The following is a 20,713-nucleotide window of genomic DNA, read 5'->3' on the forward strand; positions in this document are numbered from 1 at the left end:
CCATTGCGCCAGGTCGTACGCCCTTCACGGAGAGTAGGTCCAATTCGCCCTTCACGGAGAGTGAAGAGGAGCCCCTTTCCTGGGTGTGACGCACCCACGGTCGACTGATCCTTTTCCGGCGCCTTCCGCCTAGCCTCGGCAGTATGGACAACGACGCGCGCCCCGACCCGGTTGAAGGGCTGGGTCAGTTCCTCCGCACGCGCAGGGAACGCGTCAGCCCCGCGGACGCAGGGCTGCCCAGCGCCGGCCGCCGCAGGGTGCCCGGCTTGCGGCGCAACGAGGTCGCGGCGTTGGCGGGTGTCAGCCCGAGCTACTACAGCCGACTCGAGCAGGGCCGTGAGCTCGGCCCCTCGCTCCGGGTACTGGAGGCCATGGCCCGCGTGCTGCGACTCGGGGAAGAGGACAGGCGGGAACTCTTCCGGCTGGCCCGGTCGGCGGGCCGGCGCCGCACCAAGCCCCCCGTCAGGGTCGAGCGTGTCCGCCCTCATCTGCGGCAACTGATCGAGAGCTGGACCAGGACACCGGCCTTCGTCGTCGGCCACGCCCAGGACGTACTGGCCACCAACGCGCTGGCCGACGCCCTCTACGGTGACTTCGCACAGCACGACAACGTGCTGCGCATGCTCTTCCTGGACCCCGCGGCGAAGACCTTCTACCGGAACGCGGACCGGGCCAAGCGTCGCGCGGTCGCCGACCTTCAGCTGACCGCCGCGAGCGCCCCCGAGGACCGCCGCATCCGGGAGCTCGTCGGTGAACTGTCGGTGCGCAGCGGCGAGTTCCGCTCCCTGTGGGCACGCGAGTACACGCGGGTCCCGCCCTACGAGGTCAAGCAGCTGCACCACTCCGCCGTGGGCGACCTGGAGCTGCGGCACGAGGCCCTCACCATCCGCAGCGCACCGGGACAGCAGCTCGTGATCCTTCAGGCAGAGCCGGGCTCCCCTTCCGCGGACGGCCTGGCCCTGCTGGGCTCCCTCAGCGCACCCGAATAGGTCGCCGGATTAACCTCACCGAATTCGCCCCACCGTATTCACCCCACCGAGTTTTCCCGGCCGCGGCCTCTATTCCATGCCTGGTCAGACGCACGGATCGTCTTTCCTAGGTGTGGTACTCCCAGGAAAATCCCGGCCTTCATAGCACGGTAGCCGACGGGCACACTCAAATACGTCAACAGGAAATCCCCGACAAGGGGAAGCGACGAAAGAGGTTTTCCCATGGCTACGTGGTTCGTCACCGGAGCTTCCCGAGGTATCGGTGCTGAAATCGCCCGCGCCGCCCTGGCCGGCGGTCACAACGTCGTGGTCGGCGTGCGGAACCCGGAGCGGGTGCCGGACGATCTGAAGAACTCCGACAAGGTCTTCGCGGTCGCCCTGGACGTCACCGACAACGGCAGCATCCCGCAGGCGGTCGACGCCGCCGTGAACCGGTTCGGCGGCATCGACGTCCTGGTCAACAACGCCGGCCGCGGCCTGCTCGGCGCACTGGAGGAGGTCAGCGACGCGGAGGCCCGCTCACTGTTCGACCTCAACGTCTTCGGCCTGATCAACGTCACCCGCGCCGTGCTGCCCGTCATGCGCAAGCAGGGCTCGGGCAAGCTCGTGCACATCGGCTCCCGTTCGGGCTTCGAGGGCGAGCCCGGCGTCAGCCTCTACTGCGCCTCGAAGTTCGCCGTCGCCGGCATCAGCGAGGCACTCTCCGCCGAGATGGCCCCGTTCGGCATCCAGTCGATGGTCGTCGAACCGGGCGTCTTCCGCACCGACTTCCTCGACGCCAGCTCCCTCTCGGTCGCGGCAGAGCGCATCACGGACTACGACGACACCCCCGCCCACGTGACGCTGGACTGGATCGACCGGGCCAACCACGCGCAGCTCGGCGACCCCGTCAAGGGCGCCGCCCTGATCGTCGAGGCCGCCTCCACCGAGAAGCTGCCCACCCACCTCTACCTCGGGCGCGACACCGTCGAACGACTCGACGTCAAGTACCAGCAGGTCCAGGACGACCTCGCCCCGTGGCGTGAGAAGTCCGCCGCCACCGCACACGACGACGCCGCCTGACCCACCACCCGGCGCCATCACCCACCGGGCGCCCACGCCGATCTCTCCCCCCCCCACCTCACCTTCCGATCCAAGAGATTGAGGATTTGTGATGTCTGCTGCCCTGCTCACCGGCACCCCCCTGACCGGCCGTGTCGCCGTCGTCTCCGGCGCCTCCAGCGGCATGGGCGCCGTCACCGCCCAGCGCCTCGCCGAACTCGGTGCCACCGTCGTCGTCCTCGCCCGCCGCAAGGACAAGCTGGACGGTGTCGTCAAGACCATCGAGGCCGCCGGCGGCACCGCCCTCGCCCTGGCCGTCGACGTCACCGACCGCGCCGCCGTCCAGACCGCCGCCCAGCACGTCGCCGACCGCTTCGGCAAGGCCGACCTCGTCTTCAACAACGCCGGCGTCCAGCTCATCTCCGGCATCGAGGAACTCAAGGTCGACGACTGGCAGCGCCAGATCGACCTCAACATCACCGGCCTGATGAACGTCATCGCCGCCTTCCTCCCCCACCTGACGGACTCCGCCGCCCAGGGCCGGCCCGCCGACCTCATCAACACCTCGTCGATCGCGGCCACCCGCATCCTGACGAAGTTCTCCATCTACTCCGGGACCAAGGCGTACATCAGCCACCTCACCCGGCTGCTCCGTGTCGAGCTCGGCCCCAAGATGGTCCGCGTCGCCACCATCGAGCCCGGCATGGTCGACACCGAGCTCCCCGACCACGTAACCGACCCCGACGCCTCCAAGCTGATGGCCGACCTCATCCACGACATCGACGTCCTCCAGAGCGCCGACATCGCCGAGACCATCGCCTTCATGGCCGCCCTCCCCCGCCACGTCAACCTCACCGAGATCACCATCCTGCCCACCGCGCAGGCCATCTGAAATCCGACCCGACACCCGCGATGGCGGGGGGAACAGCCGAGCGCTGTTCCCCCCGCCATCACGTCATGCGGTGACACGTCAGGAGGTGAGGTAGCAGCCCTTCCGTACGCCCGGCAGCGGATCGGTGCCGAACGCCGCCGTCGTACAACCGGTGCCGCCGGTGAACGACTTGTAGACAAAGCTGCCCCGTGCGCCGTAGGCGACGGTCTGCTGTCCGCCGAAGCCGCACGTCCCGCCCTCGTCCGAGCAGGCCGTGGCATAGCCGGGCGGGCCGCCGGTGGCGGTGTAGCAGCTCTTCGACTCACCGGGGATCGGATCGCCGAACGCGGCGTCGGTGCATGGGGTGTCGCCGGTGGCCTTGAGCGTCGTGAACGCTCCGAAGGCGCCGTACATCACCGGCTGTCCGGCCGCGGCCGGGCACGTGCCGTTCTGCGAAGCGCACTTGGTCCAGCCACCGGCCGGGGCTCCGTCGGGTGGCAGGTAGCAGGACTTGGCGACTCCGTCGATGGGGTCGCCGAAGTGGGCGTTGGTGCAGGCGACGGAGCCGTTGGTGACCTGGTGGGCGAAGTTGCCGTTGGCGCCGTAGGCCACGTCACGGTTGTAGCCGGGCACGGCGCAGTTCTGGCCCTCGGCCGCACAGACGGTGTACCCGGGCGGGCCGCCCGCGTCGGCGACGTAGCAGGACTTGACGAGATTCGCCGCCGGGTCGCCGCCGAAGGAGGCGCTGGTGCAGGCGGTGCTGCCGGTCACCGTCTTGTAGGTGTACGTCCCGGCGCCGTAGGCCACCGAGCGGGTGCCGCTGAAGGAGCAGGTGCCGCCCTCGCCCGCACACCGGGTGTAGCCCGCGCGCAGGGAGCCCGTACCCGGCTCGGGCGGCGCGGGAGGATTGCCCAGGCCGGTGGCGGTCACGGTGTAGCCGCCCGGAGCGACGCCGGTGAGGTAGACGTAGGTGTCGTCCTGGGTCCCGCCGGTGATTCCCGAGGTGGGCGTGAAGGTTCCGTTGCTCCAGACGACGTTGCCGTTCACGGACACCGAGATGTTGCCGCCGCCGAACTTCGGGACTCCGATACGGCCGGTGGTGCCGGACGGGCTGGTCAGGCGCGCGGAGTAGGTGCCGGCGGCGGGGTCGCGGGACCAGGACGCGTTGACGGCGCCCTGGGGCATGGTGATGCGGCCCTCGGCGCTGGTCAGGTCGCCGGGGTGCGGGACGAAGCGGTACGCGCCGGTCGCCGACTCCGGTGCCGTGCCGAGCACGTCGAAGGTGAGGGTGGAGGTGGGCGCGCTGGACCAGCCGTGGGCCAGGCTCATGAACGAACCTCCGTAGGCGTGGCCGCCGTCGGCCCTGATGCCCTCCCAGAAGGTGCTCTTGGTGCCGATGTCGCTGTTCAGCATGTGGCCCCAGGTGCGGCGGATCTGCTCCAGGGCGGTGTGGTCGTCGTTGGCGGCGAAGTGGGCGTTCAGTTCCATCCCGCCGGCGAAGGGCGAGACGTTGCCGCCCCACTCGGGGGTGAGGGGGCCGTAGTTGCCCCACCGGGTCGCGAGTTGGCCGACGATGCTGCGCGACTTCGCGGTGGAGTCGGTGAGGCCGTACCAGACGGCGAGCGAGTTGCCGTCCTGCGGATACAGACCGCTGGTCGGGTTGTCCTTGTACATGCCCTTCGAGGCGTCCCACAGACGGGAGTTGGCCGCCGCCTTGACGGTGGCCGCCCGGTCGGACCAGCTCGCGGCGAGCGCGCTGTCGCCCTTGGCCGAGGCCAGGGTGGCGCCGCCCTTGAGCGTGGCGTACAGCAGCGCGTTGGCGGAGATGTTCTCGCCGCCCTGTCCGGCGCGGGCCCAGTCCTGGGTGGCGGTCACATTGAGCAGGCCGCTGCCGCCGATCTTGCCGATGATGAAGGCCATGCCGCGGGTGTAGTCGGACCATGCGGAGTCCAGCCATGCCCGGTCGGCCGAGTACGTGTAGTACGTCGCCGTACCCAGCAGGGTCCAGAGGTGGTAGGTGTCCGAGCCCTTGAGGTTGAACGGCGGTCCCGACCAGGGGATTTCACCCTGGGCGGACTGCACGCCGTACATCGTGCTGAGCGCGTTGCGCGTCGAGGTGAGGTCGCCCGAGTAGGCGTACTGCGTGGGTACGGCGATGCCCAGGTCGCCGGGCCACACCGTACGGTCCCGCTTGGCGCCGTCGACCAGGACGGAGTCGCCCACGCCGACGGTGGCGCTGTTGTCCCACTCCGCGGCCGGCGGGGGCCAGGCGCGGCCCTCGTCGGAGGCGATCGTGTTGAGCTGCACGGTGTAGGCCCCTGCGTACCAGATGCGGTTGAGCAACTCGTCGCTGGATTGGAAGTAGTTGGCGTAGTCGGCCGGGTTGGCCTTCCCCGGGGCCGCGGTGAAGGCGAGGCTGACGCCGGTGAGGTCCACCCAGCCCGAGGTGTCGAGGAAGACGGTGAGATAGCGGAAGCCGCCACGCTGTTGCGCCGTGGGCATCGTGTACGTGCCGTTGGCGGAGGCCGTGGCGTGGAGCGCTCCGTCCTCACCGTCGCGGCCGCTGCTCCGGTCGCTGTTGGTGCCGACATAGAGGGACGACTCGCTGAACGCCAGGCCGACTCGCTGTCCGCTGCCGCTGACGGAACCGAATGACAACGTTGCCATTCCAGCGACTTCCTTGCCGAAGTCGAGCGTGATGGCCGACTGTGCGCCGGAGATCCGCGTCGGCTGTCCGTTGAGGACGTTCTGCGGGTTCGCGACGCTGCCGGCGGTGGAGTACACGGCGGTCGGCTTGAGGGTGCGGGAGGTCGGCGAGTAGTTCAGGTCGGCAAGTGCCGCCTTGCTGACCGCCGTTGGGGGCGTCGGCGTTCCTGCGGATGCGGACGACGTGGGGCCAGCGGCCAGCGCGGCGACCACGGTCATGGCGAGGCCGAGGATGCGGCGCCGGCCTGGCGGTCTGCTGAGCGGGGTACGACGACGCATGGAAGCCTCCCGGAGCGGGTGCGGAATCAGTGGGCATACGAGCGTGCACATGCTGAAACGATTCAAATCTGCGGCGCATGAAGTTCGGCGCCCGATCGGACAGGTGGATGCACGAGGAGCCTCGCCGAAGTGCCACCGATGATGGGCGCCCGAAAACAAGGTGTCAACCCGTCGGGTTCAACGCGCCAACCCGTCAGGGCCAACGCGAACCCACCTTGAAACGACTCACGTTGGCGTCATTGACAGGACCCCGCCAAGCCGCTTCACTGCGTCGGAGACAGGTATGGACCAGTGCTCGATCACGTCCGCCGACCGGCATCCCCCATCGTGAAATCGAGGCGAGTTCCCGTGTTCCTGCGCAGCTCGGACAACGTTGTCAGACCCTGGCTTCTCTGCTCACTGCTCACGGCCGTGCTCACGGGTGCGGCACTGATCCCGACCGCGACCCCCGCGGTCGCCGCCACCCCGGTGTGCGTACTGGCCTGTGACACGCTGGACCCCTCGCAAGCCCGGGGGGAGGCCTTTCCGGTACCGGCCAAGAACCTCAACGGACGCCGTCTCGAACTGCACGTCTCCGACGCGGACGACATGGCGTGGGCCAGTATCGACGACGGCGCGGCCGGCGACTCGGTGTGGCTGGACCGCTCGTGGGACGGCGGCGCCACCTGGGAAGGGCTGCTCGGCAAGGCCACCGTCCCGGGAACGTGGACCGGCACCAGAACGCTCATGTACAACATCACCGATCCCCGCAACCACCGACGCGGGCTGGTGCGCGCCTGCGGCGACGCCGCCACCGTCGGCTGCACGGACTGGGTCTACCCCACCGTCTGCGACACGCTCTGCGACGGCACCGGCGCCGGTCAGGCGGCCGGCGACGACCAGCCGGTGCCGGCCACGACCATCTACGGCCGCACCGTCCGACTCCACGTCGACCAGAAGAACTCCATGGCCTGGGCGAGCATCGAGTCCGGCGCCGGCGGCGACGAGGTCTGGCTCGACCGCTCCTGGGACGGCGGCTCGACCTGGCCGGGCGGCTCCTCCCTCGGCCGCACCGCCACCCCCTCCGAAGCCACCACCACCCGTACCGCCATGTACGCCACCCGCGATCCACGCGGTCTCCTCTATGGCGGCGCGGTCCGCGCCTGCGGCCGGGAGGCCGCCCACCAGGAAGGCAGCTGCACCGCCTGGGTCAGGCCCACGCCGACCAGGGCGCGCGCCGCGGCCGACGCGCTCATGACGTCGTACGACCCCTACAACGGCTGGTGGCCGAGCAGTTGGTGGAACTCCGCCGCCACGCTCACCTCGGTCATCGACTTCGCCAGGACCACCGGTACACACGACTACGACTGGATCGTGGCCCGCACCTTCGATCAGAACAAGGGTGTCTTCCCCGCCGGGGTGCGCAGCTCGGACGCGATCGAGGGCCACTTCATCAGCCGTTCCATCGACGACTCGGGCTGGTGGGCCATCGCCTGGCTCGACGCGTACGACTACACCGGCGACGCCCGCTATCTCAATGAGGCGGTCACCATCGCCAGCTACGTGCAGCAGTACTGGGATCCCGGTTCCTGCGGGGGCGGTGTGTGGTGGGACCGGGAACGCACCTACAAGAACGCCGTGACGAACGGGCAGTACCTCTGGCTGACCGCGGCACTGCATCAGCGCGTCCCGGGCGACACCGTATGGCTCCAGCGGGCGAAGACGGCCGCGGCCTGGTACAAGGCCAGCGGGATGATCAACTCCTCGGGGCTGGTGAACGACGGACTGACCTCGGCCTGCGCCAACAACGGCAGCACCGTGTGGAGTTACAACCAGGGACTGGCCATCGGCGGCTTCACCGAACTGTGGAAGGCGACCGGGGACGCTTCGCTGCTGACCACGGCACGCACCCTGGCCGACGCCGCCGTCAGCAGCCCGGCGCTGACCCGGGACGGAGTCCTCACCGAGTCCTGCGACCTCGGCTCGGCGTCCTGCGACGACAACCAGAAGCAGTTCAAGGGCATCTTCATGCGGCACTTCGCCGACCTCACGAAGGTCACCGGTTCCAGTACCTACCGGACCTACGTCCAGAAGCAGGCGGACACCCTGTGGGCGCGGGACCGCACCTCCCTCAACCTCCTCGGCCAGCGCTGGGCCGGCACCGCCCCCAACCAGACCGACTGGCGCACCCAGGCCGGCGCTCTCGGAGCGCTGACCGCGGCGGCGGGCTGAGGAAGCGGTCCGGGAGGCGGCGTTCGCCGCTACGGAGCGGTCGGCCGGTCGGCGTTCTCCCGGTACAGGACGAGGTGTTCGTGGAAGAGCACGCCGTCGCGGACGTCTCCGGTGGCGGTGAAGCCGGTGTCGTCGACGTAGTCGATGTGGTTGCCGGTGACGGTGTAGCTGCCGGTGTAGGCGCTCTGCCGGTTGCCCCGGGCCTCGTCGTAGCGGCCGTCGGGGAGGAGTTCCTGGCGGATGTGGCCGTCTGCGGTGACCCACATGCCGACGAAGGGGTGAGGTGCTGCGTTCGTGTTCATGCGTCCACGATCACGCCCCGACGCACGGGCAACCAGGCCACGGCTCTCTCAGGAGCGGCGTTCCTGGGAGGCCGGCACCCACCCTGTGGCCAGGACTGGTGGGTCGGTGCCGGCCTGCGCTGTCACTTCTTCCAGGCCCAGTGCAGGCGGTCGAGCCCGCTCTGGTTGTTCAGCTTCAGGCTGAGGCGGGTGCCGGTGCCCTGGAGGGTGGTGAGGGAGTAGGTGTCGCCGTTGCGCAGGCCGGGCCAGTAGACCGAGCCCAGGCCGAGCTCCCGGACGGTGTCGGTCGCGGCCTGGATGTAGGCGACCTCGCTGGAGCCGTCGACCGGGCCGTTGTAGTCCAGGCCGGAGGTCATGGTCGCGCCGAACTCGTCGAGGACGGTGCGCGAGGCGCAGTCGCCGATGCGCTCCTTGAAGTCCTGCTTCCACTGGTCGACGGTGGTCCAGTCGGTGTGCCAGAAGCCGTAGTTGTGCAGGGCGAGGCGGGTGCCCTTGAGCCGGCTGTCGGCGCACACGGGCTTGACGTCCTCGCTGTACTTGACGCCCCCGACGAGGATCCGGTCGCGGGGGACGGAGCGGTGGGCGGTCAGCCAGTTCGCGGCCACGTCGCGCCACTCCTGGGAGGTGTAGCCGAACGGTTCGTTCATCGGCTCGAAGTACACCTTGGGGTTGCGCGCGTAGGCGGAGGTGATCCGCGTCCACATCCGGTCCCAGGAGTCCTGGTCGTCGATCTTGCCGTCCTTGGCGTCATCGGCCTCCCAGTAGCCCAGGATGACCTTGAACCCCTTGGCGGTGGCGGCGTCGATCGCGCCTCGGTACGACTTCCAGAAGGGCCCGTTCACGGAGGTGGGGTTGACCGGGAGGCGGACCGTGTTGGCGCCGAGTTCGGCGAACCCGCCGATGATCGCCCTGGACTTGGCGTAGGTCGTGGCGTAGCTGTCCGAGGTGGACAGGCCCGAGGGCACGACCGCGTCGTCGGCGTAGTTGTCGCGCGGGTCGGCCCAGTTGACCCCGCGGAAGTCACTGACGGGCGGTGGCGAGGCGTGGGTGGCGGCGGCTGCGGGAGCGGCGGACGCGGGGACGGCGAGGCCCCCGCCGAATGCCGTGACGCCGGCCAGCAGCGCCCCGAGGCAAGCTGTCCCGCGATGGTTCTGTCGAGGCACGACATCCCTTTCTGGGCGGTGACGTCCGCGCACCCCTCACCTGCGGGCCGGCGGCTCCATGGCTCCGGCAACGTAGAAGAGACCTCGAACAGGGGTCAACATATCTGCACACCAAATTTCATCAAGAACGCAGGAATCGGCTCCCTCGCGGGCGAGTTCAGTCGACGACCGGCACGGACGGGACCCCGGGCGGCATGTTGAGCGGCGTGACCACCTGAATCGCCGAGGGCAGTGAGGGGCCGTCGTCGGGCAGCGCCTTGTGGGCGCGCATGATGATCTGGCAGGCACGGCGCATGTCCTGGCGCAGGTCGTGGTAGAGGACCGCGGACAGACGCCGTTCGCGCAGCAGCACGGTGTTGTCGTGGTCCAGGTCATGGGCGATGAAGACCGCGCACTCCCGCCCGAGTGCGTCGAAGGCGTCGAGGGTCGCGAGATTGCCGCCTCCCACGGAGTAGACGGCGACGATGTCCTCGTCGCGCTTGAGCGCTTCGAGCACAAGGTCACGCTGGGTGGCATCCAGGCCGTCGCTGTCGGTGACCTCCACCAGGTGCCGCCCCGGGTGTTCCAGGCGCATGGCGCTGCGAAAGCCCATCTCGCGCTCTTCCTCACCGCGGAAGGAGCCCCGGCTGATGGTGGTGAGCACATTGCCGGGCCGCTTGCCGAGCCACTGTTCGAGGAGATAGGCGGCGGTGGCGCCGGCCGCGCGGTTGTCGATGCCGACATAGGCGAGCCGTGCGCTGTGGGGCAGGTCGGTCACCAGGGTGACGACGGGGATGCCGGCCGCGACCAGCCGTCCGACGGCGGCCGCGATCTCCGGTACGTCGGGGGCCTTGAGGATCACGCCCTGGGTGCCACGCTTGGCGATCTTGTCCAGGGTTCCGATCAGTTCGTCGGCCGGGCAGGTCTCACGGAAGTGGAAGCGCGAGCGGACCACCGCGGGGTGCAGGGAGGGCAGTTCGGCCTCAAGTGCCTCGCGCACGGCGGTGGAGAACCGCTCCGGTGTCTGCATCACGATGTCGATCATGAAGGTGCGGCCGCCGATCCGGACCTGGGTCTGCTGGCGGTCCAGGTCCTTGATGGCTTCGTGCACCTCCCTGATGGTGCTCTCCCGGACGTTGCCCCGCTGGTTGAGAACCCGGTCGACCGTGGCCGTGCTCAGTCCTGCCTGACGGGCGATTTCCCTGATCGGATAGGTGTGGCGCATGACTGGCCCCTGAGGGTGATGATGGACTTTTGATGGAGCGCTGAGGATTGAATGATGGGTTCGAGTTCTCAAGACTGGCAGAAATGCAGGAACTGCGAAAGGACCCGGATGTCGTCCACGGTGGCGGGAAAGCGGACTTGGCTGACCGAGGCCGACTGCGATCTCGGCGCGTTCCGCTCGCTCGTCGAGCGGGAGACCGACGCCGGTGACCACCCGTCGGCCGAGCGGGTGCAGCAGAACGTGCCGCTCTACGACAGCGACCGGATCCGCGGCCTCACGGTCACCGCCGAGGGCCGTCGGGATGTGCAGGACGAGCTGGTCCGGGCGCTGCTGGACGGGCCGGGCATCGTCGTCATCAAGCGCGCGTTCACCGACGCGGCCGTCGTGGACCGGGCCTCGGGGGCCTTCACCGCACTGATCGAGGAGGAACGGAGGGGCGGCACCGCTCGCGGTGACCACTTCGCCGGCCCGGGCGCGAACGACCGGGTGTGGAACGCCCACGACAAGCTGGCCGTGCGGGCGCCCGAGGTGTTCGCCGACTACTACGCCAACGACATGCTGGCGCTGATCGCCGAGGCCTGGCTCGGCCCCGCCTACCAGGTGACCTCACAGGTCAACGTGGTCAATCCCGGCGGGGCCGCGCAGCGTGTGCACCGCGACTACCACCTGGGCTTCCTCACCCAGGAGCGCGCGGCCGCGTACCCCGCGCACGTGCACCGCCTGTCGCCGGTGCTCACCCTCCAGGGCGCGGTCGCGCAGTGCGACATGCCGCTGGAGTCCGGCCCGACGCTGTACCTGCCGCACTCGCAGAGGTACGAGCCCGGCTACCTCGCCTGGCGGCTCCCGCAGTTCGTCGAGTACTTCGACGCCCACCACGTCCAACTCCCCCTGGAGAAGGGCGACGCGGTCTTCTTCAACCCGGCGCTCTTCCACGCCGCCGGACACAACCGCTCGGCCGGCATCAGGCGCATGGCGAACCTGTTGCAGATCTCCTCCGCCTTCGGCCGCGCCATGGAGACGGTGGACCGCGAGGCCATGGCGAACGCACTGTTCCCGGTGCTGCTGCGCCGCAAGGCCGAGGGCGCCTCGGAGGACTGGCTGCGCCGCGTGATCGCGGCCACCGCCGAGGGCTACCCCTTCCCCACCAACCTGGACCTCGACCCCCCGGTCGACGGTCTCGCCCCGCCCTCCCAGGCGGACACCATGTGGCAGGCCGTCACCGAGGGCTGGGCCCCGCAGCGGTTGAGCCAGGAACTACAGGCGGCCGCCAAGCGCCGCAGGAGCTGAAGGAGACACAGCACTCATGGGACTGCTTGAGGACAAGGTCGTCCTCGTCAACGGCGGCAGCCAGGGCGTCGGCGCGGGCATCGTGCTGGCGGCCGTACGGGAGGGCGCGAGCGTCGTCTTCACCGGCCGTCGGGCCGAGGTCGGCGAGAAACTCGCCGCGGACACGGGTGCGCGCTTCGTGCGCGCCGACCTCTCCGATCCGGCGCAGGCGCGGGACAGCGCCGTAGCGGCCATCGAAGCTCACGGACGTATCGACTGCCTGGTCAACGCGGCCGGGCTGACCTCGCGTGGATCGCTCCTCGACACCACGCCGGAACTGTTCGACCAGCACATCGCGATCAATCTGCGTGCTCCGTTCTTCGCGATGCAGGCGGCGGTGGCCGACATGACGGCCCGCAAGGCGCCCGGCACCATCGTCAACATCGGCTCCAACTGCGCGCACGGCGGGCCGCCCAACCTGGCGCCGTACTCCACCGCCAAGGCCGGACTGGCCGGTCTGACCCGCAATGCCGCCCACGCGCACCGCTGGGACCGGATCCGGATCAACGCCCTCAACATCGGCTGGACGGACACCGAGGGCGAGGACGCCACACAGCGCGCCTTCCATGGCGCGGGCGACGACTGGCGGGAGAAGGCCGCCCGGTCGCAGCCGATGGGCAAGCTCGGACAGGTCGACGAGATCGCCGACTTCGTCGTCTTCCTGCTGTCCGACCGCAGCGGCGTGGTGACCGGCTCGGTCATCGACTGGGACCAGAACGTCTTCGGCGGCCAGGACTGAGCCGCCGTACAGCAGAAGGAGCACGATTCTCATGCGTATAGGCATCATGGGACTGGGCCGCATCGGCGCCTTTCACACGGAAACCCTCGCCGGGCTCGACGCGGTGGACTCCCTGGTGGTCACCGACCCGGTGGCCGCGGCCGTCGCCAACGCCACCGAACGCTTCGGGGCCATCGCCGCCGAATCTCCCGAGGCGCTGCTCGCCGCCGGCGTCGACGGTGTCGTGATCGCCGCCGCGACCGACGCGCACCCCCAGCTCATCCTCGCCGCCGTGAAGGCGGGCATCCCCGTCTTCTGCGAGAAGCCCGTGGCCCTCGGCGTGGAGGAGAGCCTGGAGGTGCTGCGTGCGGTCGAGGGCAGCGGCGTCGAGGTGCACATCGGCTACAACCGCCGCTTCGACGCGGGCTGCGTGGCCGCGCGCCGGGCCGTGGTGAGCGGTGAGCTCGGCGAGCTGCACACCGTACGGTCCACCACGCTCGACCCCGCCCCGCCGCCGCCCGCCTATGTGGCCGTCTCCGGCGGCATCTTCCGCGACTGCTCGGTGCACGACTTCGACATCGTGCGCTGGGTGACCGGCCGCGAGGTGGTCGAGGTCTATGTGACGGGCGGCAACCGGGGCGCGGACTACATCCGTGAGGCGGGTGACGTCGACACGGCGTCCGCCCTGCTCACCCTCGATGACGGCGCCATCGCCGTCATCTCCAACTCCCGGCACAACGCCCGCGGTTACGACGTGCGTCTGGAGCTGCACGGCATGAAGGACAGCATCGCGGTCGGCCTGGAGGACAAGCTGCCGCTGCGCTCCGTCGAGCCGGGCGCCACCTTCCCGGCGGGCACCCCGCACCACTTCTTCATGGACCGCTTCACCCCCGCCTACCGCGCCGAACTCACCGCGTTCACCGAGGTCGTCGCCGGCACCCGCACCTCGCCGTGCACGGTCGCGGACGCCATCGAGGCGAGCTGGATCGCCGAGGCGTGCACCCTGTCGCTCCATGAGCACCGGCCCGTACGACTCGACGAGGTGCGCAAGGTATGACGGACGAACCCCTGCGGATCGGCGTCCTGGGCGCGGCCCGCATCGCCGAGCTGTCGATCGTCGGACCGGCCCGTGCGACCGGTCACCGCCTCGTCGCGGTGGCCGCCCGCGACCGCGGCCGGGCCGAGGCCTTCGCCGCCGCGCACGGCGTGGAGCGGGTGGCGGACTCCTACGCCGATCTGGTCGCCGATCCGGAGATCGAGGTCGTCTACAACCCGTTGGCCAACGGCCTGCACGGGCCGTGGAACCTGGCCGCCCTTCAGGCCGGCAAGCACGTCCTCACCGAGAAGCCGTCCGCGAGCAACACGGCGGAGGCGGCCGAGGTCCACGAGGCCGTCGCCAAGGCGGGCACGGCGTTCATGGAGGGCTTCCACTATCTGTTCCACCCGGTCACCCGGCGCCTGTTCGAACTGCTGGACAGCGGGGAGTTGGGCGACCTCCGGCACGTCGAGACCATGGTCGCCATACCCGCGCCACCGGACAGCGACATTCGGTGGTCGCTCCCCCTGGCGGGCGGTGCGCTGATGGACCTCGGGTGTTACAGCCTGCACGCCCAGCGCATGCTCGCGCCGTGGGCAGGCGGGGCGCCCCGGCTTCTCGCCGCGCGCGGCGGTGAGAGGGCGGATGCCGCCGGGGTCGACGAGTGGCTGGACGCCGATCTGGAGTTCCCGGGCGGCGTCACGGGCAGCGCCCGCTGCCACATGGCCCACGAACCCCGGCAGATGAGCTTCCGCGTCGTCGGCTCGCGCGGCGAAGCCACGGCGGTGAACTTCGTACAGCCCCACCTGGACGACCGGGTGGTCGTCCGTACGGCCGCCGGTGAGCGCACCGAGGAACTCGGCCGCCGGTCCTCGTACACCTACCAGCTGGAGGCCTTCGCCGCCCACCTGCGGCACGGTGAGCCACTGACGCTCGACGCCGACGACGCGTTGGCCACCATGCGGCTCATCGACGACTGCTACCGGGCGGCCGGGTTCCCGGTCCGGCCGCGTACGGTCCTGCCGGCCGCCGGCTGAGAAGCAACGACTGAGGGCGGTACCCGACCGGGTACCGCCCTCAACTGCTGTGTACCGCCTACCGGTAGAAGGCAGGACGCTCGATCAGCTCGACCTCGACGCGTCGCCCCTCCCGCTGGGAGAGCACGCCCGCCTCGCACACGGCCGCGGCCGCGTAGCCGTCCCAGACGCTGGGGCCGGTGACCTCGCCGCGCCGGGTGGCGTCCACCCAGACCTGGACCTCACGGTCGTAGGCGTCCTCGAAGTGTTCGACGTAGTCCGGCGTGATACGTCCGCCCCACCGGCCGTCGGAGCTCAGCCGCGGCCCGTGCTCGTCACCGATGCGTACGGTGCCCCGCTCGCAGACCGCTTCGGCGTGCACCTGGTAGCCGTAGCCGCAGTGACCGAAGATCTCGACGTCGACCAGGGCCCCGGACTCGGTCTCGAACAGCACGAATTGAGGGTCGTTCATACCGGCCGGAGCATGCGACGTCGGGGCCGGCTTGTGCACGGTGACCGCTGTGATCTCCTGATCGAGGAGCCAGCGGGTCACGTCCATCTCGTGGACCACCGAGTCGTTGATGAGCATCTCGTTGGTGAACCACGGCGGCATGGACAGGTTCCGGTGCCGATGGTGCAGCATCAGTGCCCTGCCCAGCTCCCCGCCGTCGAGGAGCCGCTTCAGCTGCATGTACTCCGTGTCGTACCGCCGCATGAAGCCGACCTGGATACGCCGGTGCCCGAGCCGCTGCTCCGCCTCCAGGACGCGCAGGGCGGAAGCGGCATCGGGGGTGAGGGGCTTCTCGCACAGCACCGGCAGATCGCGTCCGAGCGCTTCGAGCAGGGCCGCCTCGTGAGCGGGCCCCGGGGAGGCGATGAGTACGGCGTCCACGTCCTCAGCCGCCATGGCCGCCGCGGGTTCGGTGTACGCCGTGCAGCCCTCGATGGCGTCCGCGAGCGTCTTGGCGCGCTCCGCCTCGATGTCGACGACGGCTGTCACACGCGCCCCGCTGACGACGTGCTGGAGTCTGCGCACATGGTCCGCGCCCATCTTGCCCGTGCCGACGACGGCAACACTCAGGTCGGCTTGAGGTGGCATGTTCGTGATGTCTCCGTGCTGGTGAGGTTCAGTTGGACTGGGGCGCGCCGACTTGAAGGGCGTCCGCCTCGGGGAGTTCCTCCACGTCGACGCCGCGCACCTGGGACAACTCGTGCTTGAGGGCGGCGAGTTCGGTGCCGCCGGCCATGTGGTTGGTGAGCTCCTCCAGCGAGATCTCGCTGCGCTCGGCCGACAGTTCCATCGTGCCCAGGCGCAGCACGCTGAAGTGGTCGCCGACCATGTAGGCGTGGTGCGGGTTGTGGGTGATGAAGATGACGCCGAGACCCCGCTCGCGGGCGGCGGCCACGTACTTCAGGACCACACCGGACTGCTTGACGCCCAGGGCCGCGGTGGGCTCGTCCAGGATCAACACACGGGCGCCGAAGTAGACGGCACGGGCGATCGCCACGCACTGGCGCTGACCGCCGGACAGCGTGCCGATGGGCTGCTCCAGGTCATCGAGGATGATGCCCATGTTGCGCAGCTCTTCGTCGGCGGTCTTCTTCATCTGCTCGATGTCGAGGCGGCGGACCGGCCAGGGCCCCTTGGTCATCTCCGAGCCGAGGAAGAAGTTCCGCCACACCGGCATCAGCGGGACCACGGCGAGGTCCTGGTAGACGGTGGCGATGCCGCAGTCGAGGGCCTGGCGGGGGGTGGAGAAGTGCACCGGTTCGCCGTCGACGAGGAACTCGCCCTCGGTGTGCTGGTGCAGCCCCGAGATGATCTTGATGAGGGTGGACTTGCCGGCGCCGTTGTCACCGAGGACACAGGTGACCTGCTGAGGGAAGACCTTCAGGTCGACACCGTGCAGAGCGCGGATGTTGCCGTACGCCTTGCCCGCGTTGCGCAGTTCGACGAGCGGCCCGTCCTTCGTGGGGTCCTTGTCCGCGAGGATGGCGCCGTGAGTGCCGGTTCCGTTCGTGGATCCGTTGCTGGATGTCATTGCGTTCACCTCCTGGTCGCCGTGCGGCTGACCCACAGATTGATCAGAACGGCGCCGAGGAGCATCACGCCGAGGAAGGCCTTGAACCAGTCGGGGTTCCAGCCGGCGTAGACGATGCCCTGCTGCACCATGCCGAACATGAACGCACCGAAGACCGGACCGATCGCCGAACCGGCACCACCGGTCAGCAGACAACCACCGATCACCGCCGCGGAGATGTAGATCAGCTCCTGACCGACACCCTCACCGGACTGCACCGTGTTGAAGGTGAACAGCTGGTGCATACCGACGAACCAGGCACCCAGGCCGACCAGCATGAACAGCGAGATCTTCGTGAACGTCACCGGCACACCGACCGCCCGTGCCGACTCCTTGTTGCCGCCGACCGCGAAGATCCAGTTGCCGTACTTGGTGCGCAGCAGCACCCAGGTCGCCAGCGCCGCGAAGACCAGCCAGTACACGATGGTGATCTTCACATTGACGCCGCCGACCTCGAACGACGAGGCGAAGACCTTCTGCGCCTGACTGAAGCCGTCCATGTCGCTGATGTCGTCGGTGGCGACATTGCCGGTGACCAGCTTGGTGACGGCGAGGTTGACGCCCTGGAGGATCAGGAAGGTGCCCAGGGTGATCAGGAAGCTCGGCAACCCGGTCTTGACCACCAGCCAGCCGTTCAGGAAGCCGACCGCCAGTGAGACCAGGAGCGCGACGATCACGCCGACCCAGACGTTCATGCTCAGCTGGTAGGCGAGCATCGCGGCGGTGAGCGCCGAGGTGATGACGGCGACACCGGCCGACAGGTCGAACTCGCCGCCGATCATCAGCAGGGCCACGGGCAGCGCCATGATCCCGATGGTCGACGACTGGTACAGGATGTTGGCCATCGAGCTGCCGTCACGCACCGGCGGCGCCGCGACCAGGAAGAACACATACACGGCCACGGCGCCGAGGAACACGCCGACCTCGGGTCGGGCCAGCAGCCGGATCGCCAGGGGGCGCTCTTCCGTGCGCCCGTCCTTCTGGTTCGCCGGCGGGGCCGGCGACGGGGATCCCGTCGCCGGTGCCGTGGTCTGAGTCATGGTCATCACCGGGTTCCCTTCGCGGCGAACTTGGCGACAGTTTCGACGTTCGTCTTGTCGACGAATGCCGGGCCGGTCAGCACGGGTGCCTCGCCGCCGCCCATGTAGTTGCCGTTGGTCTTGTAGAGCCAGAGCGAGTCGACCGACAGGTAGCCCTGGAGGTAGGGCTGCTGGTCGACGGCCCACTGGATCTTGCCGGACTCGATGGCGCCGACCGCGTCCTTGTTGAGGTCGAACGTGGCGAGCTTGGTGTCGGTGCCGGCGTCGGCAATGGACTGGATGGCGGTCATCGCGAACGGGGCGCCGAGGGTCGTCACGTAGTCGATGGAGCTGTCCTGCTTGAGCTTGGCGGTGATCGTCGACTTCACCGACGGCATGTCGGTGCCGTTCACATACAGGATGTCCGTCTTGCCCTTGAACGTCTTCTTCACGCCTCCGCAGCGGGCCTCCAGCGCGACCTGCCCCTGCTCCATGATCACGCAGACGGTGTGCTTGGCGCCGACCTCGTTCAGCTTGTTGCCGAACGCCTCACCGGCGATGCTCTCGTCCTGGCCGAAGTACTCCAGCAGACCCTGGGCCTTCCAGTCCTGCACGCCGGTGTTGAACCCGACGACGGGGATGCCGGCCTTCACGGCCTTGGCGACCACGGCCTTCATGGCGTCCGGCTTGGCCAGGGTGACGGCTATGCCGTCGACCTTCTGGTCGATGGCGTTCTGGACCAGGTTCGACTGGTTGGGGCCGCTGGGGTCGCTGGAGTAGACGAGCTTGACGTTGTCCTTGGCGGCGGCGGCCTCGGCACCCTTGCGGATCGTGTCCCAGAAGGTGTCACCCGGGGCCGCGTGCGTGATCATCGCGACCGTCATACGGGGAGTGTCGGCCTTGCCCGCCGAGATGTCGTTCGCGGCATCCTCGGCCTTCTTGCCTCCGGAGCCGCTGGAGCATCCGGCCACCAGCAGGGTGGCGGCTGCCGCCACTGCGACCACGGGGAGGATTCTGCGGGAGCGGGAGCGAGGACGGTTGGCGTGCTGGGTCATGGTGATCACCGGGTTCCGTTCTCGGCGAATTTGGCGATGACGTCGATGTTCGTCTTGTCGACGAAGGCCGGACCGGTCAGCACGGGGGCCTCGCCGCCGCCGCTGTAGTTGCCGTTCGTCTTGTAGAGCCACAGGGAGTCGACCGACAGATAGCCCTGGAGGTAGGGCTGCTGGTCGACGGCGAACTGGATGGTGCCCTTGCTGATGGCGCCGGTCAGGTCCTTGTTCAGGTCGAACGTGGCGATCTTCGCGTTGCTGCCGGCGTCGGACACCGACTGCACAGCGGTCAGCGCGATGGGGGCGGCGAGCCCGACCACGTAGTCGATGGAGCTGTCCTGCTTGAGCTTGGCGGTGATCGTCGACTTCACCGACGGCATGTCGGTGCCGTTGACGTAGAGGATGTCCGTCGTGCCGGAGAAGGTCTCCTTCACACCGTCACAGCGCTGGGTCAGGCCGATGTTGCCCTGCTCCTGGATCACACAGACGGCCTTCTTGGCGCCGGCCTCGTTCAGCCGCTTGCCGAGCGCCTCGCCCGCGACGATCTCGTCCTGGCCGAAGAACTCCAGCAGGCCGAGCTTCTTCCACTCGCTCACACCGGAGTTGAAGCCGACCACGGGGATCCCGGCCTTCGTGGCCTTGGCGACCACGGCCTTCAGGGCGTCCGGCTTGGCGAGGGTGACCGCGATGCCGTCGACCTTCTGGTCGATCGCGTTCTGCACCAGGGTGGCCTGGTTGCCCGCGTTCGGGTCCGAGGTGTAGACGAGCTTGACGTTGTCCTTGGCGGCTGCGGCCTGGGCACCCTTGCGGATCGTGTCCCAGAAGGTGTCGCCGGGGGCCGCGTGCGTGATCATCGCGACCGTCATGCGGGGGGTGTCGGCCTTGCCGGCCGAGACGTTGTTCCCGCTGTCGTCGGCCTTCTTGCCTCCAGAACTACTGGAGCATCCGGCCACCAGCAGGGTGGCGGCTGCCGCCGCTGCGACGACGGGGGCGATTCTGCGGAAACGGGGATGGGACGAGCGATCCATCTTTCCGGCACCTCACTGTGCTTCAGGGGAAAGGGAGAGCGGCTGACCGAGCGAACACTGCCGATCACATGTCGTTAACACGGCTGTTGCCTATGACGAGATAGAACCGTCACGCCACCGCGAGGTCAACATTTGTAATGACATCATTTGTCCATCAAGGAAAGATGTCAGAACAATTACTTGACGCTCGTTGCGCTTGACCTCTACACCTGAAATGGCAGGGCGCCTCCGACCCTTTCCCTTCGCCTTCCGGATAGCGACGGTGAGCCGCGTGCCCGCATGCAGGAGATCCATCAATGGACGCTTGTTTTGATGTATTAACCATGAGTCGAACGGGCGTCGACAAATACCTCCTGGAAAGGGTCGAGCGCTTCGTCAAGTTCCTGGACGGCCCCGGAAGGAAACCCGCACCCGATGAAGAACCTCAGTCACTGGATCAACGGCAAGCCCAGCGAGGGGACGTCCGAGCGCTACGGCCCCGTCCACAACCCGGCCACGGGCGCCCAGGAGAAGCAGGTCCCGCTCGCCTCGGTCGACGAGGTGGACGCCGCGGTCGCCGCCGCGAAGGATGCGTATGTGACCTGGGGTCAGTCCTCGCTGGCCAAGCGCACGGAGATCCTCTTCCGCTTCCGTGCGCTGCTGGATGCGAACCGGGATGCGATTGCGGAGCT

18 protein-coding genes are annotated in these 20,713 nt (G+C 68.8%); 9 read left to right on the forward strand and 9 right to left on the reverse strand.

The genetic code is table 11. From position 1 onward, the window contains the following. The first annotated feature begins 143 nt into the window (after positions 1–143). The 3 genes from ACIHFB_RS42465 to ACIHFB_RS42475 all read left to right on the forward strand — a co-directional run bounded on the left by ACIHFB_RS42465 (position 144) and on the right by ACIHFB_RS42475 (position 2,922). The gene (locus tag ACIHFB_RS42465) at positions 144–989 is read left to right on the forward strand and encodes a helix-turn-helix transcriptional regulator (RefSeq protein ID WP_400129675.1); all 846 of its coding nucleotides are present in this window, start codon (positions 144–146) and stop codon (positions 987–989) included. A gap of 222 nt (positions 990–1,211) precedes the next feature. After that, complete coding sequence (locus ACIHFB_RS42470) at positions 1,212–2,051, forward strand: SDR family NAD(P)-dependent oxidoreductase (protein WP_400129676.1); 840 nt, start codon at positions 1,212–1,214, stop codon at positions 2,049–2,051. 88 nt (positions 2,052–2,139) lie between these two features. Then, complete coding sequence (locus ACIHFB_RS42475; protein ID WP_365285681.1) at positions 2,140–2,922, forward strand: SDR family oxidoreductase; 783 nt, start codon at positions 2,140–2,142, stop codon at positions 2,920–2,922. Positions 2,923–3,000: 78 nt separating this feature from the next. Here ACIHFB_RS42475 and ACIHFB_RS42480 read toward each other — a convergent pair whose 3' ends face one another. Further along, entirely contained in the window at positions 3,001–5,886 is a 2,886-nt protein-coding gene (locus ACIHFB_RS42480) for an MGH1-like glycoside hydrolase domain-containing protein (RefSeq protein WP_400129677.1), read from the reverse strand. Between the two features lie 588 nt (positions 5,887–6,474). Between ACIHFB_RS42480 and ACIHFB_RS42485 the strand changes: the two genes are divergently transcribed. Then, on the forward strand, positions 6,475–8,097 hold the full coding sequence (locus ACIHFB_RS42485; protein WP_400129682.1) for a glycoside hydrolase family 76 protein: 1,623 nt from the start codon (positions 6,475–6,477) through the stop codon (positions 8,095–8,097). 29 nt (positions 8,098–8,126) lie between these two features. Here ACIHFB_RS42485 and ACIHFB_RS42490 read toward each other — a convergent pair whose 3' ends face one another. From ACIHFB_RS42490 to ACIHFB_RS42500, 3 genes are all read right to left on the reverse strand, one after another. After that, positions 8,127–8,399 (reverse strand): Atu4866 domain-containing protein, encoded by a 273-nt coding sequence (locus tag ACIHFB_RS42490; RefSeq protein WP_365285685.1) that lies wholly within the window; start codon positions 8,397–8,399, stop codon positions 8,127–8,129. A 122-nt stretch (positions 8,400–8,521) separates the two neighbouring features. Further along, a complete protein-coding gene (locus ACIHFB_RS42495; RefSeq protein ID WP_400129678.1) occupies positions 8,522–9,562 on the reverse strand; it encodes a glycoside hydrolase family 5 protein in 1,041 nt (346 codons plus the stop codon). 157 nt (positions 9,563–9,719) lie between these two features. Then, complete coding sequence (locus ACIHFB_RS42500; protein ID WP_365285689.1) at positions 9,720–10,766, reverse strand: LacI family DNA-binding transcriptional regulator; 1,047 nt, start codon at positions 10,764–10,766, stop codon at positions 9,720–9,722. 108 nt (positions 10,767–10,874) lie between these two features. On the opposite strand from ACIHFB_RS42500, the gene ACIHFB_RS42505 reads away from it, so the two are divergent. The 4 genes from ACIHFB_RS42505 to ACIHFB_RS42520 are packed head-to-tail and all read left to right on the forward strand — an operon-like array spanning position 10,875 to position 14,883. Then, a complete protein-coding gene (locus ACIHFB_RS42505) occupies positions 10,875–12,053 on the forward strand; it encodes a phytanoyl-CoA dioxygenase family protein (RefSeq protein ID WP_365285691.1) in 1,179 nt (392 codons plus the stop codon). Between the two features lie 16 nt (positions 12,054–12,069). Next, positions 12,070–12,831 carry an SDR family oxidoreductase gene (locus ACIHFB_RS42510; protein WP_365285693.1) on the forward strand — a complete coding sequence of 254 codons (762 nt, stop codon included), beginning with the start codon at positions 12,070–12,072 and terminating at the stop codon, positions 12,829–12,831. 31 nt (positions 12,832–12,862) lie between these two features. Continuing rightward, positions 12,863–13,867, forward strand: a complete 1,005-nt coding sequence (locus ACIHFB_RS42515) for a Gfo/Idh/MocA family oxidoreductase (protein WP_365285695.1) — start codon at positions 12,863–12,865, stop codon at positions 13,865–13,867. Further along, the gene (locus ACIHFB_RS42520; RefSeq protein ID WP_365285697.1) at positions 13,864–14,883 is read left to right on the forward strand and encodes a Gfo/Idh/MocA family oxidoreductase; all 1,020 of its coding nucleotides are present in this window, start codon (positions 13,864–13,866) and stop codon (positions 14,881–14,883) included. The genes ACIHFB_RS42515 and ACIHFB_RS42520 overlap by 4 nt, the downstream gene beginning before the upstream one ends. 58 nt (positions 14,884–14,941) lie before the next feature. Here ACIHFB_RS42520 and ACIHFB_RS42525 read toward each other — a convergent pair whose 3' ends face one another. From ACIHFB_RS42525 to ACIHFB_RS42545, 5 genes are read right to left on the reverse strand one after another with little or no spacing between them, the layout of a single operon-like run. Then, positions 14,942–15,961 carry a Gfo/Idh/MocA family oxidoreductase gene (locus ACIHFB_RS42525; protein WP_365285699.1) on the reverse strand — a complete coding sequence of 340 codons (1,020 nt, stop codon included), beginning with the start codon at positions 15,959–15,961 and terminating at the stop codon, positions 14,942–14,944. A gap of 28 nt (positions 15,962–15,989) precedes the next feature. Continuing rightward, positions 15,990–16,904, reverse strand: a complete 915-nt coding sequence (locus ACIHFB_RS42530; RefSeq protein WP_365285701.1) for an ATP-binding cassette domain-containing protein — start codon at positions 16,902–16,904, stop codon at positions 15,990–15,992. A gap of 5 nt (positions 16,905–16,909) precedes the next feature. Next, the gene (locus tag ACIHFB_RS42535; protein ID WP_365285703.1) at positions 16,910–17,989 is read right to left on the reverse strand and encodes an ABC transporter permease; all 1,080 of its coding nucleotides are present in this window, start codon (positions 17,987–17,989) and stop codon (positions 16,910–16,912) included. After that, on the reverse strand, positions 17,989–19,017 hold the full coding sequence (locus ACIHFB_RS42540; RefSeq protein WP_365285705.1) for a substrate-binding domain-containing protein: 1,029 nt from the start codon (positions 19,015–19,017) through the stop codon (positions 17,989–17,991). The genes ACIHFB_RS42535 and ACIHFB_RS42540 overlap by 1 nt, the downstream gene beginning before the upstream one ends. 5 nt (positions 19,018–19,022) lie before the next feature. After that, complete coding sequence (locus ACIHFB_RS42545) at positions 19,023–20,042, reverse strand: sugar ABC transporter substrate-binding protein (protein ID WP_365285707.1); 1,020 nt, start codon at positions 20,040–20,042, stop codon at positions 19,023–19,025. Between the two features lie 414 nt (positions 20,043–20,456). Here ACIHFB_RS42545 and ACIHFB_RS42550 point away from each other — a divergent pair. Next, positions 20,457–20,713, forward strand: a 257-nt coding sequence (locus ACIHFB_RS42550; protein ID WP_400129679.1) for an aldehyde dehydrogenase family protein, incomplete at its 3' end; no start/stop codon positions are given.

Source organism: Streptomyces sp. NPDC051963 (genome assembly GCF_044593495.1).
Taxonomy (GTDB): domain Bacteria; phylum Actinomycetota; class Actinomycetes; order Streptomycetales; family Streptomycetaceae; genus Streptomyces.

Excerpts from the sequence above, each read along its gene's own strand:
- ACIHFB_RS42515 (WP_365285695.1), top strand. The coding sequence starts at position 12,863 with ATGCGTATAGGCATCATGGGACTGGGCCGCATCGGCGCCTTTCACACG.
- ACIHFB_RS42520 (WP_365285697.1), top strand. The coding sequence starts at position 13,864 with ATGACGGACGAACCCCTGCGGATCGGCGTCCTGGGCGCGGCCCGCATC.
- ACIHFB_RS42485 (WP_400129682.1), top strand. The coding sequence starts at position 6,475 with ATGGCGTGGGCCAGTATCGACGACGGCGCGGCCGGCGACTCGGTGTGG.
- ACIHFB_RS42490 (WP_365285685.1), bottom strand. The coding sequence starts at position 8,399 with ATGAACACGAACGCAGCACCTCACCCCTTCGTCGGCATGTGGGTCACC.
- ACIHFB_RS42480 (WP_400129677.1), bottom strand. The coding sequence starts at position 5,886 with ATGCGTCGTCGTACCCCGCTCAGCAGACCGCCAGGCCGGCGCCGCATC.
- ACIHFB_RS42505 (WP_365285691.1), top strand. The coding sequence starts at position 10,875 with ATGTCGTCCACGGTGGCGGGAAAGCGGACTTGGCTGACCGAGGCCGAC.
- ACIHFB_RS42500 (WP_365285689.1), bottom strand. The coding sequence starts at position 10,766 with ATGCGCCACACCTATCCGATCAGGGAAATCGCCCGTCAGGCAGGACTG.
- ACIHFB_RS42540 (WP_365285705.1), bottom strand. The coding sequence starts at position 19,017 with ATGACCCAGCACGCCAACCGTCCTCGCTCCCGCTCCCGCAGAATCCTC.
- ACIHFB_RS42545 (WP_365285707.1), bottom strand. The coding sequence starts at position 20,042 with ATGGATCGCTCGTCCCATCCCCGTTTCCGCAGAATCGCCCCCGTCGTC.
- ACIHFB_RS42510 (WP_365285693.1), top strand. The coding sequence starts at position 12,070 with ATGGGACTGCTTGAGGACAAGGTCGTCCTCGTCAACGGCGGCAGCCAG.
- ACIHFB_RS42525 (WP_365285699.1), bottom strand. The coding sequence starts at position 15,961 with ATGCCACCTCAAGCCGACCTGAGTGTTGCCGTCGTCGGCACGGGCAAG.
- ACIHFB_RS42465 (WP_400129675.1), top strand. The coding sequence starts at position 144 with ATGGACAACGACGCGCGCCCCGACCCGGTTGAAGGGCTGGGTCAGTTC.
- ACIHFB_RS42530 (WP_365285701.1), bottom strand. The coding sequence starts at position 16,904 with ATGACATCCAGCAACGGATCCACGAACGGAACCGGCACTCACGGCGCC.
- ACIHFB_RS42470 (WP_400129676.1), top strand. The coding sequence starts at position 1,212 with ATGGCTACGTGGTTCGTCACCGGAGCTTCCCGAGGTATCGGTGCTGAA.
- ACIHFB_RS42535 (WP_365285703.1), bottom strand. The coding sequence starts at position 17,989 with ATGACCATGACTCAGACCACGGCACCGGCGACGGGATCCCCGTCGCCG.